Source organism: Haemophilus haemolyticus, from assembly GCF_003351405.1.
Classification (GTDB): domain Bacteria; phylum Pseudomonadota; class Gammaproteobacteria; order Enterobacterales; family Pasteurellaceae; genus Haemophilus; species Haemophilus haemolyticus_N.
In genome coordinates this window covers 991,134-1,017,093 of the sequence record NZ_CP031240.1, presented here as the reverse complement: position 1 = coordinate 1,017,093, position 25,960 = coordinate 991,134, and the positions used below count along the sequence as shown (strand labels likewise).

The following is a 25,960-nucleotide window of genomic DNA, read 5'->3' as shown; positions in this document are numbered from 1 at the left end:
AATAAAGTGCGGTTGATTTTTACATGGTTTTTACGCAGCCTTTTCCACTTTTACCGCACATTTTTTGAAGTCGGTTTCTTTTGAAATTGGGTCTGTCGCATCTAGCGTTAAGCTATTTGCAAGCTGACCAGCATCAAAGAAAGTAGTAAATACTAAGCCACGAGGTGGTTTATTACGTCCGCGAGTATCTAAATAAGAAATCATTTCTCCTCGACGGGATGAAATCTTAATTTTATCGCCATGGCGTAAACCACGAGCTTCAGCATCTAATGGGTGCATCCAAACAAGGTTATTCGGCATAGCACGGTGTAATTCAGGCACACGACGAGTCATAGTACCAGTATGCCAATGCTCTAGAACACGACCGGTAGATAACCATAAATCATATTCTTTATCTGGAGACTCAGCCGCTGGTTCATAAGGCACAGCCAGAATAATCGCTTTCTTGTCTGGATAACCATAGAACGCCACACCTTCACCTTCTTTAACGTACGGATCGTAGCCTTCACGGTAACGCCATAAGGTTTCTTTACCTTCGACAACCGGCCAGCGTAAACCACGCGCTTTGTGATACATTTCAAACGGAGCTAAGTCATGGCCATGACCGCGACCAAATGATGCATATTCTTCAAATAAACCTTTGTGTACATAGTAACCAAAGTGTTCTGATTCGTCGTTTAATTGACCTTCAGCAAGTTCGCTTAATGGGAATTTATCTACTTGACCATTTCTGAATAGCACATCATATAAAGTTTTACCTCGATATTCAGGCATTTGAGCAAGTAATTCTTCTGTCCACATTTCATCAGTTGTGAAATATTTTGCAAACTCCATTAATTGCCATAAGTCTGATTTTGCTTCACCTGGTGCTTTTACTTGTTGACGCCAGAATTGAGTACGGCGTTCTGCATTACCGTAAGCACCCTCTTTTTCTACCCACATTGCAGTTGGAAGAATTAAGTCAGCAGAAAGTGCGGATACAGTTGGGTAAGGATCAGATACAACAACGAAGTTGCCTTCTTTACGCCAGCCTGGTAAACGATCTTGATTAATGTTTGGACCAGCTTGCATATTGTTATTACACATTTGCCATAGCACATTCATTTTGCCATCGTTCATTGCACGGTCTTGTGCAATTGTGTCCAAACCAACTTTTTCAGAAACAGTGCCTTTTGGTAATTTCCAAATACGCTCCGCTGTTTCACGGTGTTTAGGATTAGTTACTACTAAGTCTGCCGGTAAACGATGAGGGAATGAACCTACTTCACGTGCTGTGCCACAAGCAGAAGGTTGACCTGTTAATGAGAATGGTCCACAACCTGGAAGTGAGATTTTCCCAGTTAATAAGTGGATATTATAAATTAGTTGGTTTGCCCATACACCACGAGTGTGTTGGTTAAAGCCCATTGTCCAGAAAGATACCACTTTTTTGCTTGGATCAGCATAAAGTTTTGCTAAGGTTTCAAGCTGAGTTTTATCCACACCAGACATTTCAGATACTTTTTCAAGTGTATATTCAGACACAATTTGTTTTAATTCTTCGAAAGAAGAATCATACATTTTGCCCGCAGTTTTACGGTTAGTATCTTTTTCTAATGGATTTTCAGGACGTAAACCGTAACCAATATTGGTTTCACCACGTTTGAATTTAGTGTGTTTGTTCACAAAATCGTGGTTTACAGCATTGTTCTGAATTAAATAATTGATGATGTAGTTCATGATCGCCAAATCGGTTTGTGGTGTAAATACCAAACCGTGATCAGCAAGTTCGAAACTACGATGCTCGTAAGTAGAAAGTACAGTTACACGAACATCAGGATTAGAAATACGGCGATCAGTAATACGAGACCACAAAATTGGGTGCATTTCCGCCATATTTGAGCCCCAAAGAACGAAAGCATCTGCATTTTCAATGTCGTTATAACAACCCATAGGTTCATCCATACCGAAGGTACGCATAAACGCAACTGCAGCCGATGCCATACAGTGACGTGCATTCGGGTCTACGTTGTTAGAACGGAAACCAGCTTTCCAAAGTTTGTTCTTCGCGTAGCCTTCCCAAATGGTAGACTGACCAGAACTGAACATACCTACTGCATTTTGACCGTTCTTTTTGAAAGCTTCTTTGAATTTTTCAGCCATTGTTTTGAACGCAAAATCCCAAGAAACAGGCGTAAAATCGCCGTTCTTATCAAATTTTCCGTTTGTCATACGTAAAAGTGGCTGAGTTACACGGTCTTTACCGTACATAATTTTCGGTAAGAAGTAACCTTTAATACAGTTTAAACCACGGTTTACTTCTGCATCCGGATCACCTTGAGATGCCACAACACGTCCATCTTTAGTACCAACTAATACTGCACAACCGGTACCACAGAAACGACATACTGCTTTGTCCCATTTAATTTCGGATTCAGCCGCAACCACATTTTTGACTGGGATGGTTAGCCCCGCAGCCGTTGCCGCAGCTACAGCTGCGTTGGCTTTCATAAAGTCTCGACGACTTAAACTCATCGCGTTTCCCCCACGTTAAACACTGATTTATTATTAAATGTAAACTTTTTTACACACCTATTAAGGCAGAGCCTTGCGATAAAAGACAACAACTTTTCTTTTATCTTTTAAGCATTTCCCTTGCTTACAAGAGAATTACGGTATTGTTATAGTAATTTATTTCTTCTGCTCGTCTTGCTCGTGATACACCAATGACACATTAATAACACCATCAATGTCTTTCACGCTTTCCATATTATCTAGCAGAATATGTTGATCATGCGATTGCATCACTACGACCATCTTTCCAAATTTTTCATCAAAAGTTGGAATTTCAGTATGCTCAATCGCTAAAAGTGCGGTTCGAATTGCCGCAAATTTTTCCGGATTACCTTGAACAATTAGCCCAACAACATGCCAATTTTTTGCGCTTCCCGGAGATAAATTTGTATTACTCATTTTGTTTTAGATAACTAATTTTAATCGCATTCACCGGACACCCCTGTAAACAAGCCCCACAGCCGTTACAAACATCCGTATTCACTAAAGGCTGCGCCACTCCCCCCATTTGCAGACGAAAACTAATTGCTCTCATCGGGCAACTGTCTTGGCAAGAACGGCACTCAATGCGATGTTGGCTTAAACAAGCCATGCCAATTTCGATTTTGTGTAACCAAGGTTTTTCATCGCGAGAATGAAAAATAGGTTGTTTACACACATCTACGCATTTTCCACAAAAAGTACATTCACCATTATCAAAACGAACTTCAGGAAAGCCTCCATCGCCTTTTACCAAAATATTGGTTTCACAGACAGAAAGACAATCGCCACAGCGCGTACATTGCTCCACAAAAATAGAATTTTCCACAGACCAAGGAGGGCGAATTCCATCAAAGCCTTGTTTTTGCTCATTTTCTGAATGTAAAGACGTTAAGAATTTACCTCGTAAAAACTGTCTGCGGGGTAAGTTTTCAACGGTCATCGAGCGTGCCTTTTGTGAATAAATAAACAAATGCTTTTTTAAGGCGTAGAATTATGCGACGCAACAGTTACAATATGAACCACCCAAAATGGGTAGATCGTTAAATTATTGAGCTTTATTTGTGATAGATCAAAAAATCTAAAGTGCGGTGAATTTCGCGAATATTTTTAATAAAACAGCACAGCGATTGCCATGCTATTTTTAAATCAAATTACTCTGTTTTTGCTGGGTATTCCCACCAAATATCAAATAATTCGCTTACTTCAATTTGTTGCAAACCATTTGTTTCTAACCATTTTTTCACAGTTTCACGGTGGCTTTCATCACATTTACCAATTTTTTCTAGGCAAACTAAACCTTCCCAATGTAAATATCCGCTACCTTCATAAGCTAGACCATTTGGTTGAATCACTTCGTTAATAAAACGATCAACGATTTCGTCTACAGTTTCAATCGCAGTACCTTCTGCAAATTGGAAATTTACAAGAAAACCAAGTTCTTGGAATTCAGCTAGGTGAAGTTTTTTGCGTTGACGTTGATTGTAAGATTTAGACATGGTATTTCTCCTATTAAGGTCGTATTCAAATCAGTATTCTATATTAAATTCGTGAATTTGGCATCGGATTTCCCCAACATCAATCTTCACCCAAAAGTTAATTTGCCCAAAATAGGCTTATTTCTTCACAAAGTATAAATCCCAAACACCATGGCCAAGTCTGTGGCCTCTGGCTTCAAATTTAGTTAAAGGTCTAAAATCTGGTCTTGGAATATAATCGCCATTTTTCGAGGTATTCACTAAATCGGTATTCGCGCTTAATACTTCTAGCATTTGCTCTGCATAATTTTCCCAGTCTGTCGCCATATGGATAAAACCATTTCCACCTAATTTTTGTACAACTTGTACCACAAAGCGCGGTTGAACAATACGACGTTTATGATGCTTTACTTTATGCCAAGGATCGGGGAAAAATAACTGCAAACCGCCAAGCGCACCATCAGCAATACTGTCTCGTAAAATTTCCGTGGCATCATGACAAATCACGCGTAAATTCGTTACGCCTTTTTCCACTGCATAAGCAATACAAGCGCCAACGCCAGGAGTATGAACTTCAATGCCCAGGTAATTTTTGTCGGGATTAGCAAAGGCCATATCCACGAGCGATTTTCCCATTCCAAAGCCAATTTCTAATACAACTGGATTATCATTGCCATAAATCTTCGCAAAATCAAAAGGTTCCGTTTGATAATCTAAACCAAGTGTTCCCCAGTTATCATTCATCATGTTTTTCTGAAATTCGCTCAAACGACCAGTGCGAAGAACAAAACTACGGACTTTGCGTTTATAGCGGCCATCTTCGGTAAATTCTGCGGTTTCAACGGTTTTACGTTTTTGATCAGCAAAAGTTTGTGTCATAAAAATCTTGTTCGTGAAAAAAATTGGCGGCGATTATACACGTTTTTCTCGTATAATAGGGCAAATTTTTTCCCAAGGTTGATTATGAAAATTATCCGAGTGGCACTGGCTGTGCCGCTTCCTCGTTTATTTAATTATCTCGTCCCCGATGATGTTTCATTACAAATCGGTATGCGTGTTCTTGTGCCTTTTGGTACGCAAAAACGCATAGCGCTTGTGGCTGATTTTCCGACAAAATCGGACGTGCCAGAGGATAAGCTCAAAGCCATTCTTCAACCATTAGATTTAGCACCGCTCTTTACCCCAATTTATTGGGATTGGCTTCATTGGGCAGCAAATTATTATCAAGCGGGATTAGGCGATGTGTTATTTCAAGCCTTGCCTGTGAAATTGCGTAACGGCGAAAGTGCGGTGAAAAATGACCGCACTTTTTGGCGAATTACAGATGCGGGGAAAAATGCCCTTGAACAAGGTCTGTTAAAACGCTCGAAAAAGCAAGCTGAAGCTCTACAATGCTTATCTGAAACCGATCTTGAAAAAGGCAATAATGATTTTTCCTCTGCCATTTGGTCAGCCTTAAAAGCCAAAGGGTTTATTGAAGAAATTACTATCCAAACAAAGCCCCTAAGCTGGCAACAAAGCTTAGGCGATAACCCAATTGTCAATGCTGAAAATCGTTTAACCTTAAATAAGCAGCAAGCCTTAGCGTTTAGTCAATTGCTCTTTCATTCTGGTTTCAACGTATGGCTGCTCGATGGGGTGACTGGTTCAGGCAAAACAGAAATTTATCTGCAGTATATTGAAGAAATTTTAAAATCGGGTAAACAAATATTGGTGCTTGTACCCGAAATCGGGCTAACTCCACAAACGGTGCGCCGTTTCAACGCACGTTTCAACGTAGAAATTGATGTTCTTCATTCTAATTTAACCGATACGCAACGGCTTTATGTATGGGATCGTGCGCGTTCGGGACAAAGTGCCATTGTGATTGGCACGAGATCGGCATTGTTCACGCAATTTTCTAATCTTGGTGCAATTATTTTGGACGAAGAACACGACGCATCTTACAAACAGCAAGACAGCTGGCGTTATCACGCGCGAGACCTGGCTATTGTTCTAGCTCAAAAACTAGATATTGCCGTATTAATGGGTTCCGCCACGCCAAGTTTAGAAAGTATTAATAATGTACAAAACGGCAAATACCAACATTTAGTTTTATCAAAAAGAGCGGGGAATTCCACCGCACTTCGTCATTTCGTTGTTGATTTGAAAAATCAAAACATACAAAACGGGCTTTCAAAACCCTTATTAGAACGGATGAAAGCTCACCTCGAAAAAGGCAATCAAGTGTTGCTTTTCTTAAATCGTCGTGGCTTCGCGCCCGTATTGCTTTGCCATGAATGTGGTTGGATTGCACAATGCCCTCATTGTGAAAAACCTTATACCTATCATCAGCATCAAAATGTATTGCGTTGTCATCATTGTGGCGCTCAGAAAACTATTCCTAGACAATGTGGTGATTGCGGCTCGACTCATTTAGTCACTACAGGTCTCGGCACGGAACAATTAGAAGAAACCTTGAAAATGCTATTTCCTCATTATTCTGTTGCTCGAATCGACCGCGATAGCACTTCGCGTAAAGGAAAATTGGAAGGTTATTTAGAAGATATTCAACAAGGCAAAAGCCAAATTTTGATTGGCACACAAATGCTTGCTAAAGGACATCATTTTCCGAATGTTACTCTCGTTGCCTTAGTGAATGTAGATAGTGCATTATTTTCACTGGATTTTCGTGCAGAAGAACGTTTAGCTCAACTTTATATTCAAGTTGCTGGACGTGCTGGACGTGCCGATAAACAAGGTGAAGTGGTGCTACAAACACATTATCCTGATCATCCTTTGCTTACCACGTTATTAGCAAATGGCTACCAAGCTTTTGCAAAAGAAACCTTACAATTACGCCATTCAATGGGATTGCCACCTTTCACTTTTCAGGCGTTATTCAAAGCACAGGCTCGACATTCTGATCTTGCAGAAAATTGCTTAAGCCAGATTGCAGATTTTTTTCAATCGAAGCAAATTGCGGGATTGCAAATGCTTGGCCCTATGCCTGCACCGTTCAGCAAAAAAGCGGGGCAATATCGCTGGCAGTTATTATTGCAACATCCGTCAAGAATGACGTTGCAAAAAGCATTGAGAGAATATCAACAAGCCGAACTTGAAAAAAACAGCCAAGTGCGGTTAATTTTGGATGTTGATCCGCAAGACTTATCATAAAAAATGCGGTGAAAATTCACCGCACTTTCTCTATAAAACCTATTTGAAATCTTCAACATCCCCCAATAGACAGGCATATTTTGCCGTATTGGGACTGGACTCCAAAGCAATTTTTAACGCCATTGTCAGAGGGACAGACAGTAGCATTCCCACGGTTCCAAGCAGCCATCCCCAAAACAATAATGAAAGGAACACCACTAAGGTTGAAAGCCCTAATCGCTCACCCATCATTTTAGGCTCAATAATGTTACCGACAACCATATTGATCGCAATAACACCGATTGCCACGCCAAAGCCAACACCAAAACCATTTAGTAATAAGGCTTGCACGATAATTGGAATAGCCGCAATAATAGAACCGATATTGGGAATATAATTCAGCAAGAAATTCAAGGTTGCCCACAAAATGGCATATTGAACCCCACAGGCTTCCAACAAAATAAAAATACCAACGCCAGTCAGCAAGCTGGTGATACTTTTAATGCCAAGATAACCAATTACGCCTTGTAAAACGCGATCAATATGGCGTTCTTCTTTAGCGGCATCATGAGGGGTGGAACTAATCACCATAGCAAATTTATGTTTCATCGTTGGTGCTTCAGCAAGCATAAAAATCACGACCAACACCAAAACAAACACATTACTCACCACACCAGAGAAATTCAACAATACTCGGCTCACAAAATTCATAATGATGCTTGGGTCAAAATTTTCTTGGATGGTTTCACGCGAAAGCGTGAAAGGCAGATTGAAACCTTGCAACAATCCAGTTAAATCACTCACGCGTTGTGAAAGCAAAACTTTATATTGTGGAATTGATTGGGTAAATTCTCTTGCCGTGCTGTTAATCAGTCCGACTAAGAAGAAAAACACCAAAGAAATCAAGACGAAAAGCAAAGTAATGGCCAACCAATGAGGAATTCGGCGTTGCATCATCGCCTTAATCATCGGTGAACAAATTATCGCGATAAATAGCGATAGCAAGAATGGCACCACAATTTCTGCCGCCAATGCTACGCCAGCTAAGATAATAATCACCGAAGCAATGCTAAGCAAAGTGTGGTGTAAATTTAAATTATTTTTCACTAAATCGCCTCCTCGTTTTCTTCGCCCGTGCGAATCCGGATCGCTCGCTCAACGTTATAAACAAAAATTTTGCCGTCACCGATTTTGCCTGTTTGTGCCGTTTCAATAATAGCTTCAATACATTGATCCACAAGCTCATCAGGAACTACCACTTCCAATTTCACCTTCGGCAGAAAGTCCACCATATATTCCGCCCCACGATAAAGTTCTGTATGACCTTTTTGTCGACCAAATCCGCGTACTTCCGTAATTGTCATACCTGAAATACCAATATCTGAAAGACTTTCTCGCACATCATCTAATTTAAAGGGTTTAATCATTGCTTCGATTTTTTTCATGCTATTTCTCCAGATTTTCGCGTCTTGCTGATTTAGGACGGAAACTTTCAATGATTTCAGGCTTGGTATCAATATACAAGCCGTTAATCAGTTGCAAACAATAAGGCACTGCACTAAAAATACCTTTTACAAGCACATTTCCTTCTTTATCTTTCACGCCTTCCAAGGTCTCTTTAATCGCTTTAGGCTGACCCGGAAGATTTAAAATCAGGCTTTCCTTACGAATCACACCCACTTGACGAGATAAAATTGCAGTAGGCACAAAATGCAAACTCACTTGGCGCATTTGTTCGCCAAAACCCGGCATTTCTCGATCAGAGACTGCAAGAGTAGCATCAGGCGTTACATCGCGTTTTGCAGGCCCTGTCCCACCAGTTGTCAGCACTAAATGACAACCTTGTTTATCCACCAGATCTTTTAATGTTTGTTCAATAATCGGTTGTTCATCGGGGATTAATCTTGTTTCCAAATGGAAAGGATCAACAAGTGCTTGTTCTAACCAAGCCTGTAATTCTGGAATGCCTTGATCTTGATATACACCTGCTGATGCGCGATCAGAAACAGACACCAGACCAATTTTTAAAAGTGCGGTCATATTTTTCCTTATTTTTATAAATGATTTTGACGTGATTGGATAAATCAAAAATACGGTAAAAACTTACCGCACTTTTGAAGGGCTAGAAGAATAAAATTCCGCCCCAAACGATACCGACAATACAAAGAGCAATAAATACCGATGCAGAACCTTGATCTTTCGCACGTCCTGAAAGTTCATGGCGTTCTGTACCAATGCGATCAACAACTGCCTCTACCGCACTGTTTAAAAGTTCTAATGCCATCACAAGCAAAACAGAAGAAATCATCAAGATAATTTCAATTTTTGTTTCGCCTAAAAAGAAAGCAAGAGGAATTAAAATACAGGCTAAAAAACATTCGTGGCGAAAAGCCGTTTCATTTTTAAACGCACTTTTTAAGCCTTGTAATGAATATTTAGTGGAATTGATTAAATGGGTTAGCCCCGTCGTTTTATACATAAATTTTCCTATTTTTATAAACGTTTCGCTTCGATAACATCATCTAATTTTGCTAATCGAGCCAATATTTTACTTAAACTTTCAACATTATGGAGTTCAATTTCCATATCAATGGTAGCAAGCTGTTTTTTGGTATCAGCACGGCTTGAGACCCCCAATACGCTAATTTTTTCATTTGCCAGAACCGTCGTAATATCACGCAATAAGCCATTGCGATCGCCAGCCACAATACGGATATTAATATGAAACCCACTTGCGTAATTTTCGCCCCAAATAGATTCCACAACTCGCTCTGGATGAGCTGCTTGTAAATCCAAGAACTGTTCACAATCCGCTCGGTGAATAGAAATACCACGCCCCATTGTGATATAACCAACAATCGCATCACCAGGAATGGGCTGGCAGCAACGTGCAATATGATGCATAAGATTGCCCACACCTTCCACAATCACGTAGCCATTTTTTTTCTCAGATTTCAGCTGAGAATTCACCGCACTTTTGTTAGCAACATGGCGTAAAATTTCCTGATCAGCTTCTTCAGTGGTCACTTTAATCAATTTGCTTTGCAAGAAATTGATTAAGTTATTTAAACGAATATCGCCACTGCCAATGCCCGCATAAAGATCGTCCAAATTTTTCAAGTTATAGCGTGGTAACGCATAAGGTTCCACTTGCTTAATACTTAAATTTAAACGCGCTAATTCATTATCGAGTAATTCTTTACCCGCTGGAATATTTTTATCGCGATCTTGTTTTTTAAACCACGCTTGAATTTTGGCTCGAGATTTTGCCGTGTGAGTAAATCCTAAATTTGGGTTTAGCCAGTCACGGCTCGGGTTCGGATTTTTCTGGGTAATAATATCAATTTGATCACCCATTTGTAGCTGATAGGTAAATGGCACAATACGTCCCGCTACTTTTGCCCCGATGCAGCGATGACCAATTTCACTATGAATTGCATAAGCAAAATCTAATGGTGTAGATCCCGTTGGCAAATCTACCACCTCACCTTTCGGCGTAAACACATACACGCGGTCATCAAACACTTGGCTACGCAACTCTGCCATCACTTCGCCAGAATCCGTAATATCATCTTGCCAAGCTAGCAATTTGCGCAACCATGCAATTTTTTCTTCATAGGCAGACATACTGCCTGTATTGCCTTCTTTATATTTCCAGTGAGCCGCCACCCCTAACTCTGCATCATCATGCATTTGTTGAGTTCGAATTTGCACTTCAATTGGCTTGCCACCTTTACCTAAAACAACAGTATGAATAGATTGATAGCCGTTCGGTTTAGGGTTAGCGACATAATCGTCAAATTCTTTGGGTAAGTGTTTAAATTGAGTATGAACAATCCCAAGTGCAGTATAACAATCTTGCAACTTTTGCACGATAATTCTGACCGCTCTTACATCATATAAACCGCTAAACTCAAGATGCTTTTTCTGCATTTTGCGCCAAATGCTGTAAATATGTTTCGGACGACCATAGACTTCTACTTGCTCGATATTTTCGCGTAAATAACCGCTCAACTCTCTAACGAAATCAGCAATGTAATGTTCACGATCAAGACGACGTTCCTGCAATAATTTAGCAATAGCGCGATATTGTTCAGGATGGAGATAACGGAAGCAGTAATCTTCTAACTCCCATTTCAACTGACCAATCCCAAGACGATTGGCAAGAGGGGCATAAATATAAGAACATTCTTTGGCGGCAAGGACTTTGTCTTCCTCTGCACAACGATGCTCTGCATCACGTAAGAAAGTAATGCGTTCGGCAAGTTTGATGATTACACAGCGGAAATCGTCCACCATCGCCAACAACATACGGCGAACATTATCCACTTGCAGGGCGTTAGCGGAATGGCTAGCATTGAGTTGACGGATGTTATCCATCTCCAACACGCCTTTAAGCAATTTAGTGATTTTCGCACCAAACTTTTCTTTTAGACTGTCCCAGTCTGTTAATTTATTTGCAACGATAGGAAACAACATGGCAGTAAGCAATGTTTCCGCATCCATATTAAGTTCGTGCAAAATTTCTACCATTTCCACTCCAGACTGGAGAATCAAGGTAGCATTCTTCATTTCATCGGGATGGGTGCTCATTAAGTCACGTGCGTAATACCACGCATCGATCAAACTTTTTTCTGTTTGTTCTGCCAGTTTTAAGCCAGCGCACCATTGTTCAATCACAAAATCCTGCGGATTTAACAAATGAGAACCACGAACAGCAACCATAACACCCCCTTGTTGATGAAGAGCAAGCAACTTCCTGTCGCTTTTATTTTGGGTGGATATTGTACCGAATAACCGAGTTATTTTGTAGTGAATAACGTGATCGATTCCAAATGCCCCGTATGAGGGAACATATCTATCACCGCACTTTTTTCAATCTTGTAGCCAAAATCACGTAAAATTTCCGCATCACGCACTAATGTTGCAGGATTACAAGACACATATAAAATTTTCTCAGCTTTCAGCTCGCATAACGCATTTAACGCGAAAGCTGCGCCACTACGTGGAGGATCAAGCAAAATTTTATTGAATGACTGATGTGACCAAGGTTGTTCAACAAAGGATTGGTCAAGATCGGCTTGGAAAAATTCAATATTCTTGATTTGGTTTCTTGCGGCATTTTGCTCCGCTTTTTGTACCATTTCAAAAACACCTTCAATTCCTACCGCACTTTTCACGCGTTTGGCGAGAGGAAGCGTAAAATTTCCCATACCGCAAAATAAATCTAACACGCAATCCTGTTGGTTCAATTCAAGCCAATCCAACGCGGTATTCACCATACGTTCATTTAATGCACGATTTACTTGGATAAAATCACGAATATCAAAATGTAATTTTATTCCATCAGAAAATTGATAATAAGGTGAATCGCCATAGTTTTGTTCAATGCCTTCATCGCTTTGTAAAAACAGCATTAAATTTTCTTGTTCAGCAAATTTAAGCAATAAAGTGCGGTCAATTTCCGAAAGTTTTTTGGTGTAACGTAACAACATTGCGATGCCATTATCGGCCACCACAAGTTCAATATGTCCAAGCTGTTTCGGCGCAGAGAATTGTTCTAAAAGTGCGGTTAATTTAGGCAGTAAATAATTAATTGTAGGTTCTGCCACTTCGCAAGATTGAACAGTAATTAAATCGTTGGTATTTTTCTGACGAAAGCCCATCTCGATTTGTTTTGAGCTCGGGTTAAACCATAAACTCAAACGTACACGACGACGATACGCCCAAGCATCGTCACAAATCATAGGTTCAAATGAAATCGGCTCTGACTGTAATTTGCTTAATCGTTTAAACAATGCGGATTCTTTCGCTTTTCTCTGCATTTCAATAGGAATATGTTGTCCTTGGCAACCACCACAACGCATAAAATGAGCACATTTAGGTGCTAAACGTTCAGAACTTTTTACTAACCATTTTTTTGCAATGGCGTGTCCATATTGGCGTTTATCCTCCAGAATACGACATTCCACTTTTTCGTGCGGAAGTGCATTTTCAATAAACCAAGTTTTACCATTAATTTTCGCCACGCCTAAACCTTGATAATCTAAATCAAGAATATCAGCCGTAATGGTTTGAACATTGTTTGTTTTTTGCTTTGGGGTATAAAGAAGAACCATTGTTTGAAGAATTACGCCAAATTAGTTAAGTATACACATTACAGAATTGTGATTCATTGATATCCCATTTGATACTTTGATCCCGCAAATATTGGCATAATTTTTATTTAGAGTAAATCACTGATAAGAAAAGGTGTAAGTGGCAACCGCATTTACTGTACCACTAGTGATATTTCCATCTTTATATAAGCCAGTAATCGCTGTTTTTTATACTCTTTTTATAGCCAATTTTCCAGTAAGTATACTTACTAGTGTTATCTCTTTACAGAGATAACACAAAACATCTTGCTAAGAAATTTTCTATAAAAAGGAATGAAAAATGAACAAGTTTAAAATAACTGTTACTACAACATTACTCGGTTTATCATTAATGAGTTTATCTACTTACTCTTATGAATTAACTCTTGAACAATCAAACATACAAGTAGCAATGAGTGGGCGCGTAAAGCAGGCAGCTCTTGAAATGGGTGCAGGTAATTATTCTAAAGCTATAGAATATGCTGAACCTGTAGCAAACACACCTATTAAAGAATTTAACCAACATGTGATTGCAGGGGCTCAAGCTGTCCTCGGCTATAGTTATTTCGCTAAGAAGAACAAAAAGAAATCAATATTATGGTTTCAAAAAGCTTGTAAAAATGGCGATTCTGATAGTTGCGAAGTGTTAGAAAAAATTAAGAAATAGTAAAATGAATGATCTATTTATTAGTTCTGTAATTCTTATAGCTTTACCTTTTATTGCATTATTTGGATTAAAAGTAATGAATATAGAAAGAACAATTGGAAAAATTATCGTACTTTTGTCATTAAGTGTTGGATATGCTTTTACCTTAGGTGATGTTCTTACATTTAATAATGAAAATATGCCTATCTTAAATTGCATTCAGTTAGCATATTACTCTGCAATAAGTTTCTTTGTTTTCGGCTTTGCCGGATTATTTTTTAGCACAAAAGCGGGAGTAAGTGAAAACGGTTTAAAATAAACATCATAGGCAAACATTGTTTGCCTTTATTTTTGCTTTACATTTTTAAAAAATCATTTTAACAAGAGAATGTGCTGTGAAAATAATTCTCGGCTTTTTAGCGGTTTATCGCCAAGATAAGGTTTAAGTGCAATACGAGTAAAACGTTTTGCCGCTTGACGAACCGCCTCATCGGAAAAATCGAGAGCTTCAAAGGCTAACAAATCTCTTCCGTAAAAAGTGAGATTATCTTTCACTAAAGAAGCGATGAAACCTTTTTCCTCACGATAACGATATGTCATTGTGCAATCCACTGGCTCGCCAGACCCTGCACAATGCAAAAAATCCACGCCATAACCGAGAATTTGTAAAAGTTGAAATTCAAAAAGACGCAAAGTTGGCTCAACGTTGGTTTCCGTTGCCAAGCCTGTTAAGCATTTTAAATAATGTTGAAACAGCGCAGGATTTGGCGTTTCAGACTCAATAACGCGAGTCAGTAACTCATTCACATAAAAACCGCTATAAAGTGCGGTTTGTTGTAAAGGAAGTGTTATTGCGGCGGGTTCTGCTTTAGTGAGGGTTTTCAATGAGCTTTTTCCCGTCCAACGCAGCAATAAAGGTGTGAAAGGTTGCAAGACCGACTTCCAAGATGAACGCTTTGCTCGTGCGCCCTTGGCGATCACGGTTAGGCGACCACTTTCTTCAGTAAACAAATCCACTAAAAGACTCGTTTCACTATAAGGACGACGATGAAGAATAAAGCCACGTTGGAGTTCGGTTTGCACAATTAATTTCCGGATAAACGCTCTACAGGTTGTAATACACATTGTTCCGCTAAAATTTCACCTAAATTAGTTTTTAGCACACTAAAATCATCGCGCTCTTGCCATGTCCAACGAATATTGCCGTAATTTTTACCGCGCTCAGAAATCATTAATGTCAATTTTTCTGACATAGAATTGAAAGTCACCGTAATGTGATGCAATGATTTTTTACGTTTTTTTTGAGTGGAATGAACAATACGAACTTGCTTGTCATCTTTACACAAATAAACCTTAGCCTCACCTTTTTGCAAAGCCTTATCTACTTTTTCCACCTGCATCTTTTGCGGCTCTGTCTTCTTTGGTAAACCACTTTGAGCACAACCTACTAGGCAAAGTGCGGTTAAAATTAGAAACGTTTTTTTAAACATAAAATCCTACTTGAAAAAGAAAAATGGGCGATTGCTCGCCCTAAAATTATTTTTTATATTCATAAGAACCGTCAGACTGACGAACAAATCGCGTACCGTTAGATAAACGCATTTCATTTACTCGCCCTTGGCTATTTACGGATACCACAACTTTATCACCTGGTTTAAAGCTACTTAAAACATTGCCTGCACCCGCTGCTTTACTCATTGCATTAACATCCGAAATATTAAGTTGATTGTCACGGAATACTTGCATAAGAGAAACGCCTTTAGGCACAGTTAATGTTTTCGACGATGCAGTTGGTGCAGCTGTTTTCGTTGCAGGTTTTGCATCAACAATTTGAACTTTAACTTCTTTTTTAACTTGAATCGGTTTTGCTTCAACAATTGGTGCTTTTCCCGCTGTTTTAGCGACGCTTTGTTCAGTTGCTTTTGCTGGTACATGTGTTTTTTCAGCAACTTTCATTTCTTTTTTCGCAATATCTTTATGCGCAACTTGTTGTTCTACTACTTTTTTCACCGGTTGAACTGGCGCTACAACAGTTGGTGCTTTTGTCTGTTCCACTTGAGCTTGAGTTTGTGGTTGCTCAGGTTGAGCTACTTGCATAGGATTAGCTGAAGCTGAATCCATTGTATTTGAGGTTTGAACTGGAGCTTGAGCCATATTTTGTGACGCAACCATGTTTTGTGGCGCAGCCATGTTTTCTGCAGGTTGATTTTGAGCGGTCGCACTATTAGCTGATTCATCTGCTTTTGGCGCATTTTCAGGTTGGTTAGCTTGCTCTGCAGCCATCTGATTTTGTGCAGGAGGATTATCTAAAATCGTGGTTTCAACTGGTTGATTTTGATCTAAAGATTGGAACTGCACTGGGATTTCATTGCTGTTAGATTGAGTGAAAGACTCAACGGTGTCAGAACTTGGTTTTAATGCAAAGAAAATAATTAATAAAATGACCAACGCCAAAATAGCCATAAATAAACGGCGATGTTTTGCCGGTAATACTTGCAACACTTTCCATTTTTCCGGTTGGCTTAAAGTGCGTTTTTCCGCTTGCTCAACAGTTTCTATAGCAATAGTTTCAGTTTTAATTTCTTCTTCAACAGCAGATATTGTCTCTTCTGCAGATACAGTCTGGATAACTGGCTCTTGCTCTGTTCTCAATGTTTCGCTAGAAATAAAAGGCGCACTTTCTTGAGCAGGAGTATGCCCAAAAGTGGGCTCTTTACGCTCATGAAAATTTGTTTCTACATGATCTTTTTTAGCAAATAAACCTTTTGCTTTATCAAAAATTGACTCACTTGGTTGCACCACTTTCTTTGGTGTAATTGGTTCAACTTGATTAAGACCTAAATCTAATTCATCTTGAGATGATTGTTCATTTTGATTTTTATTCATAGAATCCACTGGATTACTCCTGATACTTGTTGTTATTCATGTTAATTAGCCGCGGAAGTGCGGCGAAAAAATTACGCGATATTTTATCGGATCTTATTCCGCGTATAAAGTCTTATTTGGTTCGCCAGCAATTTCTCGTGCGAGTTTGGGAACAAGATAGCCAGATGTAAGAGATTGCAAGGTTTTATAAATTTGCATAGCCTCGATATCGCTAATCAAAAAATGGCTCGCCCCTTGCACTTTATCTAGCAAATGCAAGTAATAAGGCAAAATTCCTGAATTTGTGCGTCATCATTCACGCCTTTTAGCAAAACGGATTGATTCAAAAGCGTGACATTCACGGCTTTTAATTTTTGCATCGCATTAGCAAAAATTTGATCAATTTCATTTGGGTGATTAATGTGTGTCACCATAACTGTTTGCAAACGAGTTTCGGCTAATAAAGTGCAGAATTCATCAGTAATCCGTTGCGGAATCACAACAGGCAAACGGGTGTGAATACGCAAACGTTGTAAGTGCGGTATATTTTCCAAATGTTTTATTAACCACGCTAACTCATGATCTTTCGCCATTAAAGGATCGCCACCTGAAAAAATCACTTCTTCAATTTCAGGATGATCAGCAATGTAATCTAATGCCAGCTGCCAGCTTTTTTTATTTCCTGGGTTTTCATCGTAAGGGAAATGTCGGCGGAAGCAATAACGACAATTCACCGCACAACCGCCCTTCGCCATAAAGAGCAAGCGGTTTTGATATTTATGAAGAATGTTCGGCACGGCATTGGCATTTTTTTCTTCTAATGGATCCGTACTAAATCCTTCGGCTTGTACAAACTCTAGATCAGAACACATCACTTGCAAGAAAAGGGGATCTTGCGGATTACCTTTTTCTATTTTATCAATGAAAGGTTGTGGTACGCGAAGCGAAAAAAGTTTCCGCGCAGCAATGGATTGCTCAAAATCATCTTCTGGTAAATTTAAGGCTTTTAGCAATAATTTAGGATCTGAAATCGCATTTTTTAGAATTGTGAGCCAATTTTGTTCTTCTCTAATGACGGGTTCTTGGGTTAAAATACGCACTTTTCAAACCATCTCTAATTTTTAGGATATTAAAAATATGGCTACATATACTACCAGTGATTTCAAACCAGGTCTAAAATTTATGCAAGACGGTGAACCTTGCGTAATCGTTGAAAATGAATTCGTAAAACCAGGTAAAGGTCAAGCTTTCACCCGTACTCGTATTCGTAAATTAATTTCAGGCAAAGTATTAGACGTAAACTTCAAATCTGGTACTTCGGTTGAAGCTGCTGATGTTATGGATCTTAACTTAACTTATTCATACAAAGATGATGCATTCTGGTACTTCATGCACCCAGAAACATTTGAACAATACTCTGCAGATGCAAAAGCTGTAGGTGATGCAGAAAAATGGTTATTAGACCAAGCAGATTGTATCGTGACTTTATGGAATGGTGCACCAATTACTGTTACTCCACCAAACTTTGTTGAATTAGAAATCGTCGATACAGACCCAGGTCTTAAAGGCGATACAGCTGGTACTGGCGGTAAACCAGCGACATTAAGCACCGGCGCAGTAGTAAAAGTACCTCTTTTCGTTCAAATCGGTGAAGTAATCAAAGTCGATACTCGTTCTGGCGAATACGTATCTCGCGTAAAATAATCATTTAGATAAAAAAGTGCGGTTAATTTCCACGGTATTATTTAGAAATAGTGTAAATATCTAAAATGGATAAAGCCGCATTCAATTTCAATGCCTTTCCGAAGAATAAAATCGGAAAGGCATTTTTTATAAATTTAGTTTTTCTAAAAAATTAGAAACCAAAGCCAATAAAATTCAGCCTTGTTTTATTTTTCATTGCAGTATAGAATTTTTCCTACTTTTAGTCGGGGTGCCACAAGATGGCTGAGATGATACCCGTGAACCTGAAACAGTTAGCACTGACGTAGGAAACTAATATGCCAAAATACTTTCTCATTCTTCATACCTATTTTCATTCCTTTTCTGTCGTTACCTTTAGTCATTAATCCTTAGGTTAATGCTATGGTGCATATTCAGGATCTTAGTCTTGCTTTTGGTAAGCAGGTACTATTTAAACACCTTGATTTAACGCTTTTGCCTAATGAATGGGTGAGCTTACTTGGCTGCTCTGGTGTAGGTAAATCAACGCTTTTAAGATTAATTGCAGGGCTTGATACACAAGGGAAAATTCAAGGCAATATCATCTTTCATCCTAATATTCGAGTGGCATGGATACCACAAAAAGATACCCTTTATCCTTGGCTTTCAATTGTTGATAACGTCCAATTAGAAAACGTACTATTTGGAAATAAATCTGCAAAAACAACTCTTCAAGCAAAAGCACTACTTGAACAAGTGGGTATGTCAGAGCATCTGCATAAAAACTGTGCTCAATTATCTGGAGGGCAAAAACAAAGAGTGGCGCTCGCTCGAGTATTAATGCAAAACGCTGACTTAGTTTTACTTGATGAACCTTTCTCTGCCCTTGACGCGATTAGTCGTTACCAATTACAAAACTTGGCCTATGAACTATTAAAAAATAAATCAGTGTTATTAGTTACTCATGATCCTCAAGAAGCATTGCGCTTAAGCCAGCGTATTTTTGTATTACGCTCACTACAGCCTAATCAAGCAGCATTATCCGATGTTATAAAACCTGAAGGTAAAGCACCAAGAGAACTTAACCAAGAAAATTTGTGGATGCTTCAACAGCAATTATTGAACGAGTTATTAGAGGGAAAAAGATGAAACTTAACCTTCTTAAACCGCTCTTTATTGGAATTATATTGCTGTGTCTTTGGCAACTTATTGACGTATTCGGTGATTTTCCCCATTACATATTTCCTTCTCCACAAGCTGTATGGCTGCAATTAACTTCTCATTCAGAACTGCTTTGGCAACATACACAAATCACCTTAATTGAAATTGGCTTAGGGCTGCTACTGGGTTTTATTTTTGGATTGTCATCAGCCCTATTACTCTCTTTTTCGCCTAAAACATCGTCCTTACTGTTACCAGTTTTAGTGATTTCTCAAGCAATTCCTGTTTTTGCTATCGCTCCGATACTCGTACTTTGGCTAGGTTATGGAATGCCATCAAAAATTGTTATGGCTATTCTCATTATCTATTTCCCCGTAACTGCAGCTTGTTACGATGGCTTACGCAACACGCCTAAAGCTTGGCTCGATCTCGCTAAAACGTTCAAACCTTCCCCTTTGCGTTTATTACTCAAAGTACGCTTGCCTGCCGCATTACCTGCATTTGCATCAGGCTTTCGAATTGCTGTTTCAGTCGCACCAATTGGTGCTGTAATTGGAGAATGGGTAGGGTCATCAGAAGGGCTTGGCTATTTAATGATCCACGCCAATGCTCGTATGCAGGTGGATTTAATGTTCGCTGCGTTGCTGATCTTAGTGGCGATTTCGCTTTGCTTATATTTCAGCATTGATTGGCTACTACGCCGTTTTATTTGGCACGTTTAACACTTCATGACACAAGGAGACAAAAATGAAGAAAATCATCCGTTATTTCAGTCTTGTAATTGGACTCAGCGCCAGTTTTACCAGTTTGGCAATAGAGAAAATTAGCTTAATGCTTGATTGGTATGTAAACCCTGATCACGCAGCGATCATCGTGGCTCAGCAAAAAGGCTTTTTTGAAAAAAATAACTTAGAGGTCGAGATTATCGAACCCGCTGATCCATCATTACCGCCTAAATTGGTTGCCGCAGGAAAAGTGGACTTAGCTATTAATTATCAACCTCAACTTTATCAACAAGTCGCAGAAGGATTGCCTTTAGTGCGTGTAGGTTCACTGATTTCCAGTCCATTAAATAGCGTAGTAGTACTCAAAAATAGCAAGATCAAAACGCTTGCCGATCTGAAAGGGAAAAAAGTAGGCTATTCCGTCAGTGGCTTTGAGGATGTATTACTCGATACCATGCTCCACGCCATCGGACTCAGCAACCAAGACGTAAAATTGGTGAATGTTAATTGGTCGCTTTCTCCTTCTCTTTTAACAGGGCAAGTCGATGCGGTCATCGGGGCATTTCGTAATTTCGAACTCAATCAAATCCACTTAGAAAAACAAGAAGGCGTGGCATTTTTCCCAGAACAATATGGTGTGCCGGTTTATGATGAATTGATTTTAGTCGCAAACAAAAACAATCTTGCCTCTAAAAAAATTTCCGCTTTTTTGACCGCACTTGAACAAGCCACAGCCTATCTACAAAGCCATCCAGGTGAAGCATGGCAAGCATTTGTGAACCATAAGCCAAAAGAACTCAATACAGAATTAAATCAATTAGCGTGGAAAGACACCTTGCCTTTATTAGCAACGAAACCTCGTCAATTGGATTCCAAACGTTATCAACAAATGGCGGAATTTATGCATCAAAAAGGCTTGATTCCAAAAGCACTTGAATTGAAAGACTATGCTGTCGAATTACAGTAAGGGAAAATGATGATCAACCAACTCATTCAGCAAGCGCAACCTTATTGGAAGCAATATGTTGAGCATGAATTTGTGCAACAACTTGCAAAAGGCACCTTGCCAAAAGCTTGTTTTCAACACTATTTAAAACAAGATTACATCTATCTTTTCCATTACAGTCGTGCTTTTGCTTTGGGTGTGTTCAAGGCAAGAAATTTTGCCGAAATGGACATGCCGCGTAAAACACTCGACATTCTTTGCCAAGAAATCCAATTACATTTGGATTACTGCCAACAATGGGAAATAAGTGAACTGGAAATATTCCAAACACCAGAAAGTGCGGCATGTATTTCCTATACTCGTTACCTGCTTGATTGTGGAATGATGGGCGGCTTACCAGAGCTATATGCAGCTGTGACGCCTTGTGCTTTAGGTTACGCACAAGTCGCCTGCTACATCACAGAAAATTATCCAAAACTACCAAGCAATCCTTATCAAGCATGGATTGACGCATACTCGGCACCAGAATATCAACAAGCCGCACAAGAAACTGTTGATTTTCTTACCGTACTTTGTGAACCACTTAATGATTCTCAAATAGCTAATATCCAACAGATTTTTACCACAGCCACTCGAATGGAAATCGGATTTTGGCAAATGGGATTAGATTTAGCATAAAAATGGAGGGGTAAAATGAAAGCAGTTTATTTATCAAAAATTCGTGAACAAAATCCGTTGATTCATAATATTACCAATATTGTTGCGGCAAATTTTAGTGCCAATGGTCTACTTGCTTTGGGTGCATCACCGTTAATGTCAGCTAATATTGAAGAAATGATTGAATTGCCAAAAATCAGCCAAGCATTAGTCATCAATATCGGTACAATTACTGGACAAGAACGAGATGCTATGTTACTAGCCGGTAAAACAGCGAATTCAATAGGCATTCCTGTTGTACTTGATCCTGTTGGAGTGGGCGCTACTAGCTACCGACGCGAAACCATCCGCCAATTATTAGCGGAAGTGAAATTTGCCTTAATTCGAGGTAACGCTGGCGAACTTGCTACAATTGCAGGTGAAGACTGGCAAGCAAAAGGCGTGGATGCAGGGCAAGGCAAAACAAATCTACAAGAAGTCGCTCAACGTGTTGCACTACGCTATGACTGTACGGTGTTAATTAGTGGTGAGGTCGATATTATCAGCGATGGACAACAAACTGCCACAGTCCATAATGGTACGCCGCTATTTCCCAAAGTCACCGCATCAGGTTGTTTATTAAGTGCAGTCTGTGCAGCATTTTTAGCCGTTGATGAAGGTAAACATTTTTCAGCAACACTCGAAGCTTGTGCAGCTTACACCATTGCAGGAGAGATTGCGGCTAAAAACTTAACCACACAAGTTGGACAGTTCCAAATTCGCTTGCTTGATGAATTGGCGGCCTTAACACCTGATTTAATAGAACAAAATACGGAGGTGAAATATGTCTAACATTCCGCAAACATTGACTATTGCAGGTTCAGACAGCGGCGGTGGAGCTGGAATTCAAGCAGATCTCAAAACCTTTCAAATGCAAGGTGTTTTTGGCACTTCAGTGATTACTGCAGTCACTGCTCAAAACACACTTGGCGTATTTGATATTCACCCAATTCCGCTGAACACGATTCAAGCACAACTGGAAGCAGTCAAAAATGACTTTCAGATTGTAAGTGCCAAAATTGGTATGCTTGGCACAGCAGATATTATTGAATGTGTTGCTGATTTTTTAAGTCATCGCCCATTTGGCACATTAGTGGTTGATCCTGTGATGATTGCGAAAGGTGGTGCGCCTTTATTGCAACAACAAGCAGTTTCCGCATTAATCAAACATTTATTACCACTAGCCGACGTGATTACACCTAATATTCCTGAAGCAGAAGCTTTAACAGGTATCAAAATTTCTGATACAGCTAGCATTCAACAAGCTGCGTTAGACTTGCAAAAACAAGGCGCAAAGAATGTGATTATTAAAGGCGGACATTCGCTCAATTCACAAAGCCAGCAATGCCAAGATTGGATCCTTTTACAAAATGGTGAGCATTTTGTTTTAGAAAGCATGCGTTTCGATACACCACATACTCACGGCACAGGATGTACTTTTTCAGCTTGCTTAACAGCAGAATTAGCCAAAGGCGCGCCATTAAAAAGTGCGGTGAAAACAGCTAAAGATTTTATCACTGCAGCCATCGCTCACCCATTGAATATTGGTCATGGGCATGGACCAACAAATCATTGGGCTTACAGTCGCCTTTAAGGATTGAAAGATGAAAAATATTCAAGAAATTTTACCGCTCTATTTTGTAGCAGGCACACAAGATTGCCGACATTTAGGTGATAATCCAGCAGATAACTTGCTTTCTGTTCTTAAACAAGCTTTAGAAGGTGGCATTACCTGTTTTCAATTCCGAGATAAAGGCAAATTCTCACTCGAAAATTCACCAGATGAACAACGATCCTTAGCAATTAGCTGTCGAGATTTATGCCACCAATATGATGTGCCATTTATTGTTGATGACAACGTTGATTTAGCATTGGAAATTGAAGCGGATGGAATTCATGTTGGACAAAGCGATACGCCTGTAAAAACGATTCGAGCAAAAACCAATAAACCACTGATTATTGGTTGGTCCATTAACCGCTTAGATGAAGCAAAAATCGGTGAGGAAATAGCTGAAATCGATTATTTTGGTGTTGGCCCAATTTTCTCGACCCAGTCAAAAGAAAATCCTTCCCCGACTCTAGGAATGGCGTTTATTCAAACCTTGAGAAACAAAGGTATAACCAAACCGCTTGTAGCGATTGGAGGGATAAAACTAGAACATGTGAAAACCTTACGGGAATATGGCGCTGATGGTATTGCTGTAATCACAGCCATCACTCAAGCAAATGATATAAAAGCAGTGACTCAAGCTTTAAAGGAAGAAAGTAATATAGTTAACTCATAATCAAAATAAAAGACAAGCAATTGTTATAGGGCAAAATTTGAAGCTCATAATTTTATTTAATATAGGGTAATTCAAGCGGTTAAATCTTTATATCAGAACCAGATAAACTGAATTTCTAATTAGGATTTGACCGCACTTTCCTTTACAAGCCAAATATTTTCTCTACAATACCCCACCTAACGATTTGCCTAGCGCAAATCCCTGACCTGAAATCAGACAAAAGAGAATATTATGACAACCCAATTCAAACCAGAATTACTTTCCCCTGCTGGCTCCCTCAAAAATATGCGCTATGCTTTTGCCTATGGGGCAGATGCTGTTTATGCAGGCCAACCACGTTATAGCTTACGTGTACGCAACAATGAATTTAATCACGCCAATTTAAAAATCGGGATCGATGAGGCCCATGCGCTTGGCAAAAAATTCTATGTGGTCGTGAACATTGCACCCCATAACTCTAAACTCAAAACCTTTATCAAAGATTTACAGCCTGTGATCGACATGGGCCCTGATGCCTTAATTATGTCTGACCCAGGCTTAATCATGTTGGTGCGTGAAAACTTCCCAGATATTGATATTCACCTTTCAGTACAAGCGAATGCGGTAAACTGGGCAACGGTAAAATTCTGGAAACAAATGGGATTAACTCGTGTTATTTTATCTCGCGAACTTTCAATAGATGAAATTGCTGAAATTCGCCAACACGTGCCAGATATCGAACTCGAAATTTTCATACACGGTGCATTATGTATGGCGTATTCTGGCCGCTGCTTACTTTCTGGCTATATCAACAAACGCGACCCAAACCAAGGCACTTGCACGAATGCTTGTCGTTGGGAATATAAGATGGAAGAAGGCACCACGGATGAAGTAGGCAACATCGTGCCTAAAATCGCTCCCGCTCAACAAATTGAAGTAAAAAATGTAGCGCCGACTTTGGGCAAAGGTGCGGTAACAGATAAAGTCTTCCTTTATACCGAATCACAAAAGCCAGATGAACAAATGACCGCTTTTGAAGATGAGCACGGCACTTACTTTATGAACTCAAAAGATCTGCGTGCCGTACAACACGTAGAAAAATTGACCGCACTTGGGGTGCATTCTTTAAAAATCGAAGGCCGTACTAAATCCTTCTATTACTGCGCAAGAACCGCTCAAGTTTACCGCAAAGCCATTGATGATGCAGCTGCTGGCAAACCATTTGATGAAAGCTTAATGGATACGTTGGAGTCCCTTGCACATCGTGGTTATACCGAAGGTTTCTTACGTCGTCATACGCACGATGAATACCAAAACTACGAATACGGTTATTCTATTTCTGATCGTCAACAGTTTGTCGGTGAATTTACTGGTAAACGTAATGAACAAGGTATGGCTGAAGTGGCGGTGAAGAACAAATTCCTACTTGGTGATGATGTAGAAATGATGACCCCTCAGGGTAATATCAATTTCAAAATTGAAAAAATGATAAATCGTAAAAATGAAGCGGTTGATGCAGCACTAGGTGATGGGCATTTTGTGTTCTTAGACGTACCACAAGATATCAACTTAGACTATGCATTATTAATGCGTAATTTAGTCAATAGCAATACAAGAAATCCACATAATTAAATGACAAAAAATTATTTGTTAAAAAAATGTTGCATTTTTGTATTTTATTATTATAATACGCCACATACCTGATTTGTTAAT

At 39.4% G+C, this 25,960-nt stretch carries 26 protein-coding genes, 1 pseudogene and 1 riboswitch; of the genes and pseudogenes, 12 read left to right on the top strand and 15 right to left on the bottom strand.

The window, feature by feature from the left end:
• Nucleotides 1-30: 30 nt before the first annotated feature.
• From napA to trmB, 5 genes are all read right to left on the bottom strand, one after another.
• Nucleotides 31-2,514: a nitrate reductase catalytic subunit NapA gene (gene napA / locus DV427_RS05125; protein ID WP_114891534.1), complete on the bottom strand. Its 2,484-nt coding sequence runs from the start codon at nucleotides 2,512-2,514 to the stop codon at nucleotides 31-33.
• Nucleotides 2,515-2,670: 156 nt separating this feature from the next.
• Nucleotides 2,671-2,952, bottom strand: coding sequence for a chaperone NapD (locus DV427_RS05120; RefSeq protein WP_114891533.1), 282 nt, complete (start codon nucleotides 2,950-2,952; stop codon nucleotides 2,671-2,673).
• Nucleotides 2,945-3,475 (bottom strand): ferredoxin-type protein NapF, encoded by a 531-nt coding sequence (napF, locus tag DV427_RS05115; RefSeq protein WP_114891532.1) that lies wholly within the window; start codon nucleotides 3,473-3,475, stop codon nucleotides 2,945-2,947. Before napF ends, DV427_RS05120 begins: the two co-directional genes overlap by 8 nt.
• A 211-nt stretch (nucleotides 3,476-3,686) precedes the next feature.
• Nucleotides 3,687-4,031 (bottom strand): YggL family protein, encoded by a 345-nt coding sequence (locus tag DV427_RS05110; protein WP_114891531.1) that lies wholly within the window; start codon nucleotides 4,029-4,031, stop codon nucleotides 3,687-3,689.
• A 117-nt stretch (nucleotides 4,032-4,148) separates the two neighbouring features.
• Nucleotides 4,149-4,889: a tRNA (guanosine(46)-N7)-methyltransferase TrmB gene (trmB, locus tag DV427_RS05105; RefSeq protein WP_114891530.1), complete on the bottom strand. Its 741-nt coding sequence runs from the start codon at nucleotides 4,887-4,889 to the stop codon at nucleotides 4,149-4,151.
• Between the two features lie 84 nt (nucleotides 4,890-4,973).
• Between trmB and priA the strand changes: the two genes are divergently transcribed.
• Entirely contained in the window at nucleotides 4,974-7,166 is a 2,193-nt protein-coding gene (gene priA / locus DV427_RS05100; RefSeq protein ID WP_114891529.1) for a primosomal protein N', read from the top strand.
• Nucleotides 7,167-7,205: 39 nt separating this feature from the next.
• Here priA and DV427_RS05095 read toward each other — a convergent pair whose 3' ends face one another.
• From DV427_RS05095 to rlmD, 6 genes are all read right to left on the bottom strand, one after another.
• Complete coding sequence (locus DV427_RS05095; RefSeq protein ID WP_114891528.1) at nucleotides 7,206-8,252, bottom strand: AI-2E family transporter; 1,047 nt, start codon at nucleotides 8,250-8,252, stop codon at nucleotides 7,206-7,208.
• The gene (gene glnB, locus DV427_RS05090) at nucleotides 8,252-8,590 is read right to left on the bottom strand and encodes a nitrogen regulatory protein P-II (RefSeq protein WP_005635169.1); all 339 of its coding nucleotides are present in this window, start codon (nucleotides 8,588-8,590) and stop codon (nucleotides 8,252-8,254) included. The genes DV427_RS05095 and glnB overlap by 1 nt, the downstream gene beginning before the upstream one ends.
• Before the next feature lies 1 nt (nucleotide 8,591).
• The gene (gene mog / locus DV427_RS05085; RefSeq protein ID WP_114891527.1) at nucleotides 8,592-9,185 is read right to left on the bottom strand and encodes a molybdopterin adenylyltransferase; all 594 of its coding nucleotides are present in this window, start codon (nucleotides 9,183-9,185) and stop codon (nucleotides 8,592-8,594) included.
• Nucleotides 9,186-9,267: 82 nt separating this feature from the next.
• On the bottom strand, nucleotides 9,268-9,624 hold the full coding sequence (locus DV427_RS05080) for a diacylglycerol kinase (protein WP_005627042.1): 357 nt from the start codon (nucleotides 9,622-9,624) through the stop codon (nucleotides 9,268-9,270).
• A gap of 14 nt (nucleotides 9,625-9,638) precedes the next feature.
• A complete protein-coding gene (relA, locus tag DV427_RS05075; RefSeq protein ID WP_114891526.1) occupies nucleotides 9,639-11,870 on the bottom strand; it encodes a GTP diphosphokinase in 2,232 nt (743 codons plus the stop codon).
• A gap of 77 nt (nucleotides 11,871-11,947) precedes the next feature.
• Nucleotides 11,948-13,264: a 23S rRNA (uracil(1939)-C(5))-methyltransferase RlmD gene (gene rlmD / locus DV427_RS05070; RefSeq protein WP_114891525.1), complete on the bottom strand. Its 1,317-nt coding sequence runs from the start codon at nucleotides 13,262-13,264 to the stop codon at nucleotides 11,948-11,950.
• 319 nt (nucleotides 13,265-13,583) lie between these two features.
• Between rlmD and DV427_RS05065 the strand changes: the two genes are divergently transcribed.
• Nucleotides 13,584-13,949, top strand: coding sequence for an SEL1-like repeat protein (locus tag DV427_RS05065; protein ID WP_114891524.1), 366 nt, complete (start codon nucleotides 13,584-13,586; stop codon nucleotides 13,947-13,949).
• A 4-nt stretch (nucleotides 13,950-13,953) separates the two neighbouring features.
• The gene (locus tag DV427_RS05060) at nucleotides 13,954-14,247 is read left to right on the top strand and encodes a hypothetical protein (protein ID WP_114891523.1); all 294 of its coding nucleotides are present in this window, start codon (nucleotides 13,954-13,956) and stop codon (nucleotides 14,245-14,247) included.
• 53 nt (nucleotides 14,248-14,300) lie between these two features.
• Here DV427_RS05060 and recO read toward each other — a convergent pair whose 3' ends face one another.
• From recO to epmB, 4 genes and pseudogenes are all read right to left on the bottom strand, one after another.
• Nucleotides 14,301-15,011 (bottom strand): DNA repair protein RecO, encoded by a 711-nt coding sequence (gene recO, locus DV427_RS05055; RefSeq protein WP_114891522.1) that lies wholly within the window; start codon nucleotides 15,009-15,011, stop codon nucleotides 14,301-14,303.
• Nucleotides 15,012-15,013: 2 nt separating this feature from the next.
• Nucleotides 15,014-15,418, bottom strand: a complete 405-nt coding sequence (locus DV427_RS05050) for an Opacity-associated protein OapB (protein ID WP_114891521.1) — start codon at nucleotides 15,416-15,418, stop codon at nucleotides 15,014-15,016.
• Nucleotides 15,419-15,464: 46 nt separating this feature from the next.
• The gene (oapA, locus tag DV427_RS05045; RefSeq protein ID WP_114891520.1) at nucleotides 15,465-16,823 is read right to left on the bottom strand and encodes an opacity-associated protein OapA; all 1,359 of its coding nucleotides are present in this window, start codon (nucleotides 16,821-16,823) and stop codon (nucleotides 15,465-15,467) included.
• An 84-nt stretch (nucleotides 16,824-16,907) separates the two neighbouring features.
• Nucleotides 16,908-17,893: pseudogene (gene epmB / locus DV427_RS05040) on the bottom strand (EF-P beta-lysylation protein EpmB).
• A 37-nt stretch (nucleotides 17,894-17,930) separates the two neighbouring features.
• Between epmB and efp the strand changes: the two are divergent.
• From efp to trhP, 9 genes are all read left to right on the top strand, one after another.
• Nucleotides 17,931-18,497: an elongation factor P gene (gene efp / locus DV427_RS05035; RefSeq protein WP_005635150.1), complete on the top strand. Its 567-nt coding sequence runs from the start codon at nucleotides 17,931-17,933 to the stop codon at nucleotides 18,495-18,497.
• A gap of 215 nt (nucleotides 18,498-18,712) precedes the next feature.
• A riboswitch (TPP riboswitch) is annotated at nucleotides 18,713-18,804 on the top strand.
• 74 nt (nucleotides 18,805-18,878) lie between these two features.
• Entirely contained in the window at nucleotides 18,879-19,604 is a 726-nt protein-coding gene (locus DV427_RS05030; protein WP_114891519.1) for an ABC transporter ATP-binding protein, read from the top strand.
• The gene (locus DV427_RS05025) at nucleotides 19,601-20,338 is read left to right on the top strand and encodes an ABC transporter permease (RefSeq protein WP_114891518.1); all 738 of its coding nucleotides are present in this window, start codon (nucleotides 19,601-19,603) and stop codon (nucleotides 20,336-20,338) included. Before DV427_RS05030 ends, DV427_RS05025 begins: the two co-directional genes overlap by 4 nt.
• A 25-nt stretch (nucleotides 20,339-20,363) precedes the next feature.
• Nucleotides 20,364-21,308: an ABC transporter substrate-binding protein gene (locus DV427_RS05020; RefSeq protein WP_114891517.1), complete on the top strand. Its 945-nt coding sequence runs from the start codon at nucleotides 20,364-20,366 to the stop codon at nucleotides 21,306-21,308.
• A gap of 9 nt (nucleotides 21,309-21,317) precedes the next feature.
• On the top strand, nucleotides 21,318-21,965 hold the full coding sequence (gene tenA / locus DV427_RS05015) for a thiaminase II (RefSeq protein ID WP_114891516.1): 648 nt from the start codon (nucleotides 21,318-21,320) through the stop codon (nucleotides 21,963-21,965).
• 15 nt (nucleotides 21,966-21,980) lie between these two features.
• Nucleotides 21,981-22,775, top strand: a complete 795-nt coding sequence (gene thiM, locus DV427_RS05010; protein ID WP_114891515.1) for a hydroxyethylthiazole kinase — start codon at nucleotides 21,981-21,983, stop codon at nucleotides 22,773-22,775.
• Complete coding sequence (gene thiD, locus DV427_RS05005; protein WP_114891514.1) at nucleotides 22,768-23,577, top strand: bifunctional hydroxymethylpyrimidine kinase/phosphomethylpyrimidine kinase; 810 nt, start codon at nucleotides 22,768-22,770, stop codon at nucleotides 23,575-23,577. Before thiM ends, thiD begins: the two co-directional genes overlap by 8 nt.
• 10 nt (nucleotides 23,578-23,587) lie before the next feature.
• Entirely contained in the window at nucleotides 23,588-24,268 is a 681-nt protein-coding gene (thiE, locus tag DV427_RS05000) for a thiamine phosphate synthase (protein ID WP_114891513.1), read from the top strand.
• 231 nt (nucleotides 24,269-24,499) lie between these two features.
• The gene (gene trhP / locus DV427_RS04995) at nucleotides 24,500-25,879 is read left to right on the top strand and encodes a prephenate-dependent tRNA uridine(34) hydroxylase TrhP (RefSeq protein WP_114891512.1); all 1,380 of its coding nucleotides are present in this window, start codon (nucleotides 24,500-24,502) and stop codon (nucleotides 25,877-25,879) included.
• Nucleotides 25,880-25,960: the final 81 nt, after the last annotated feature.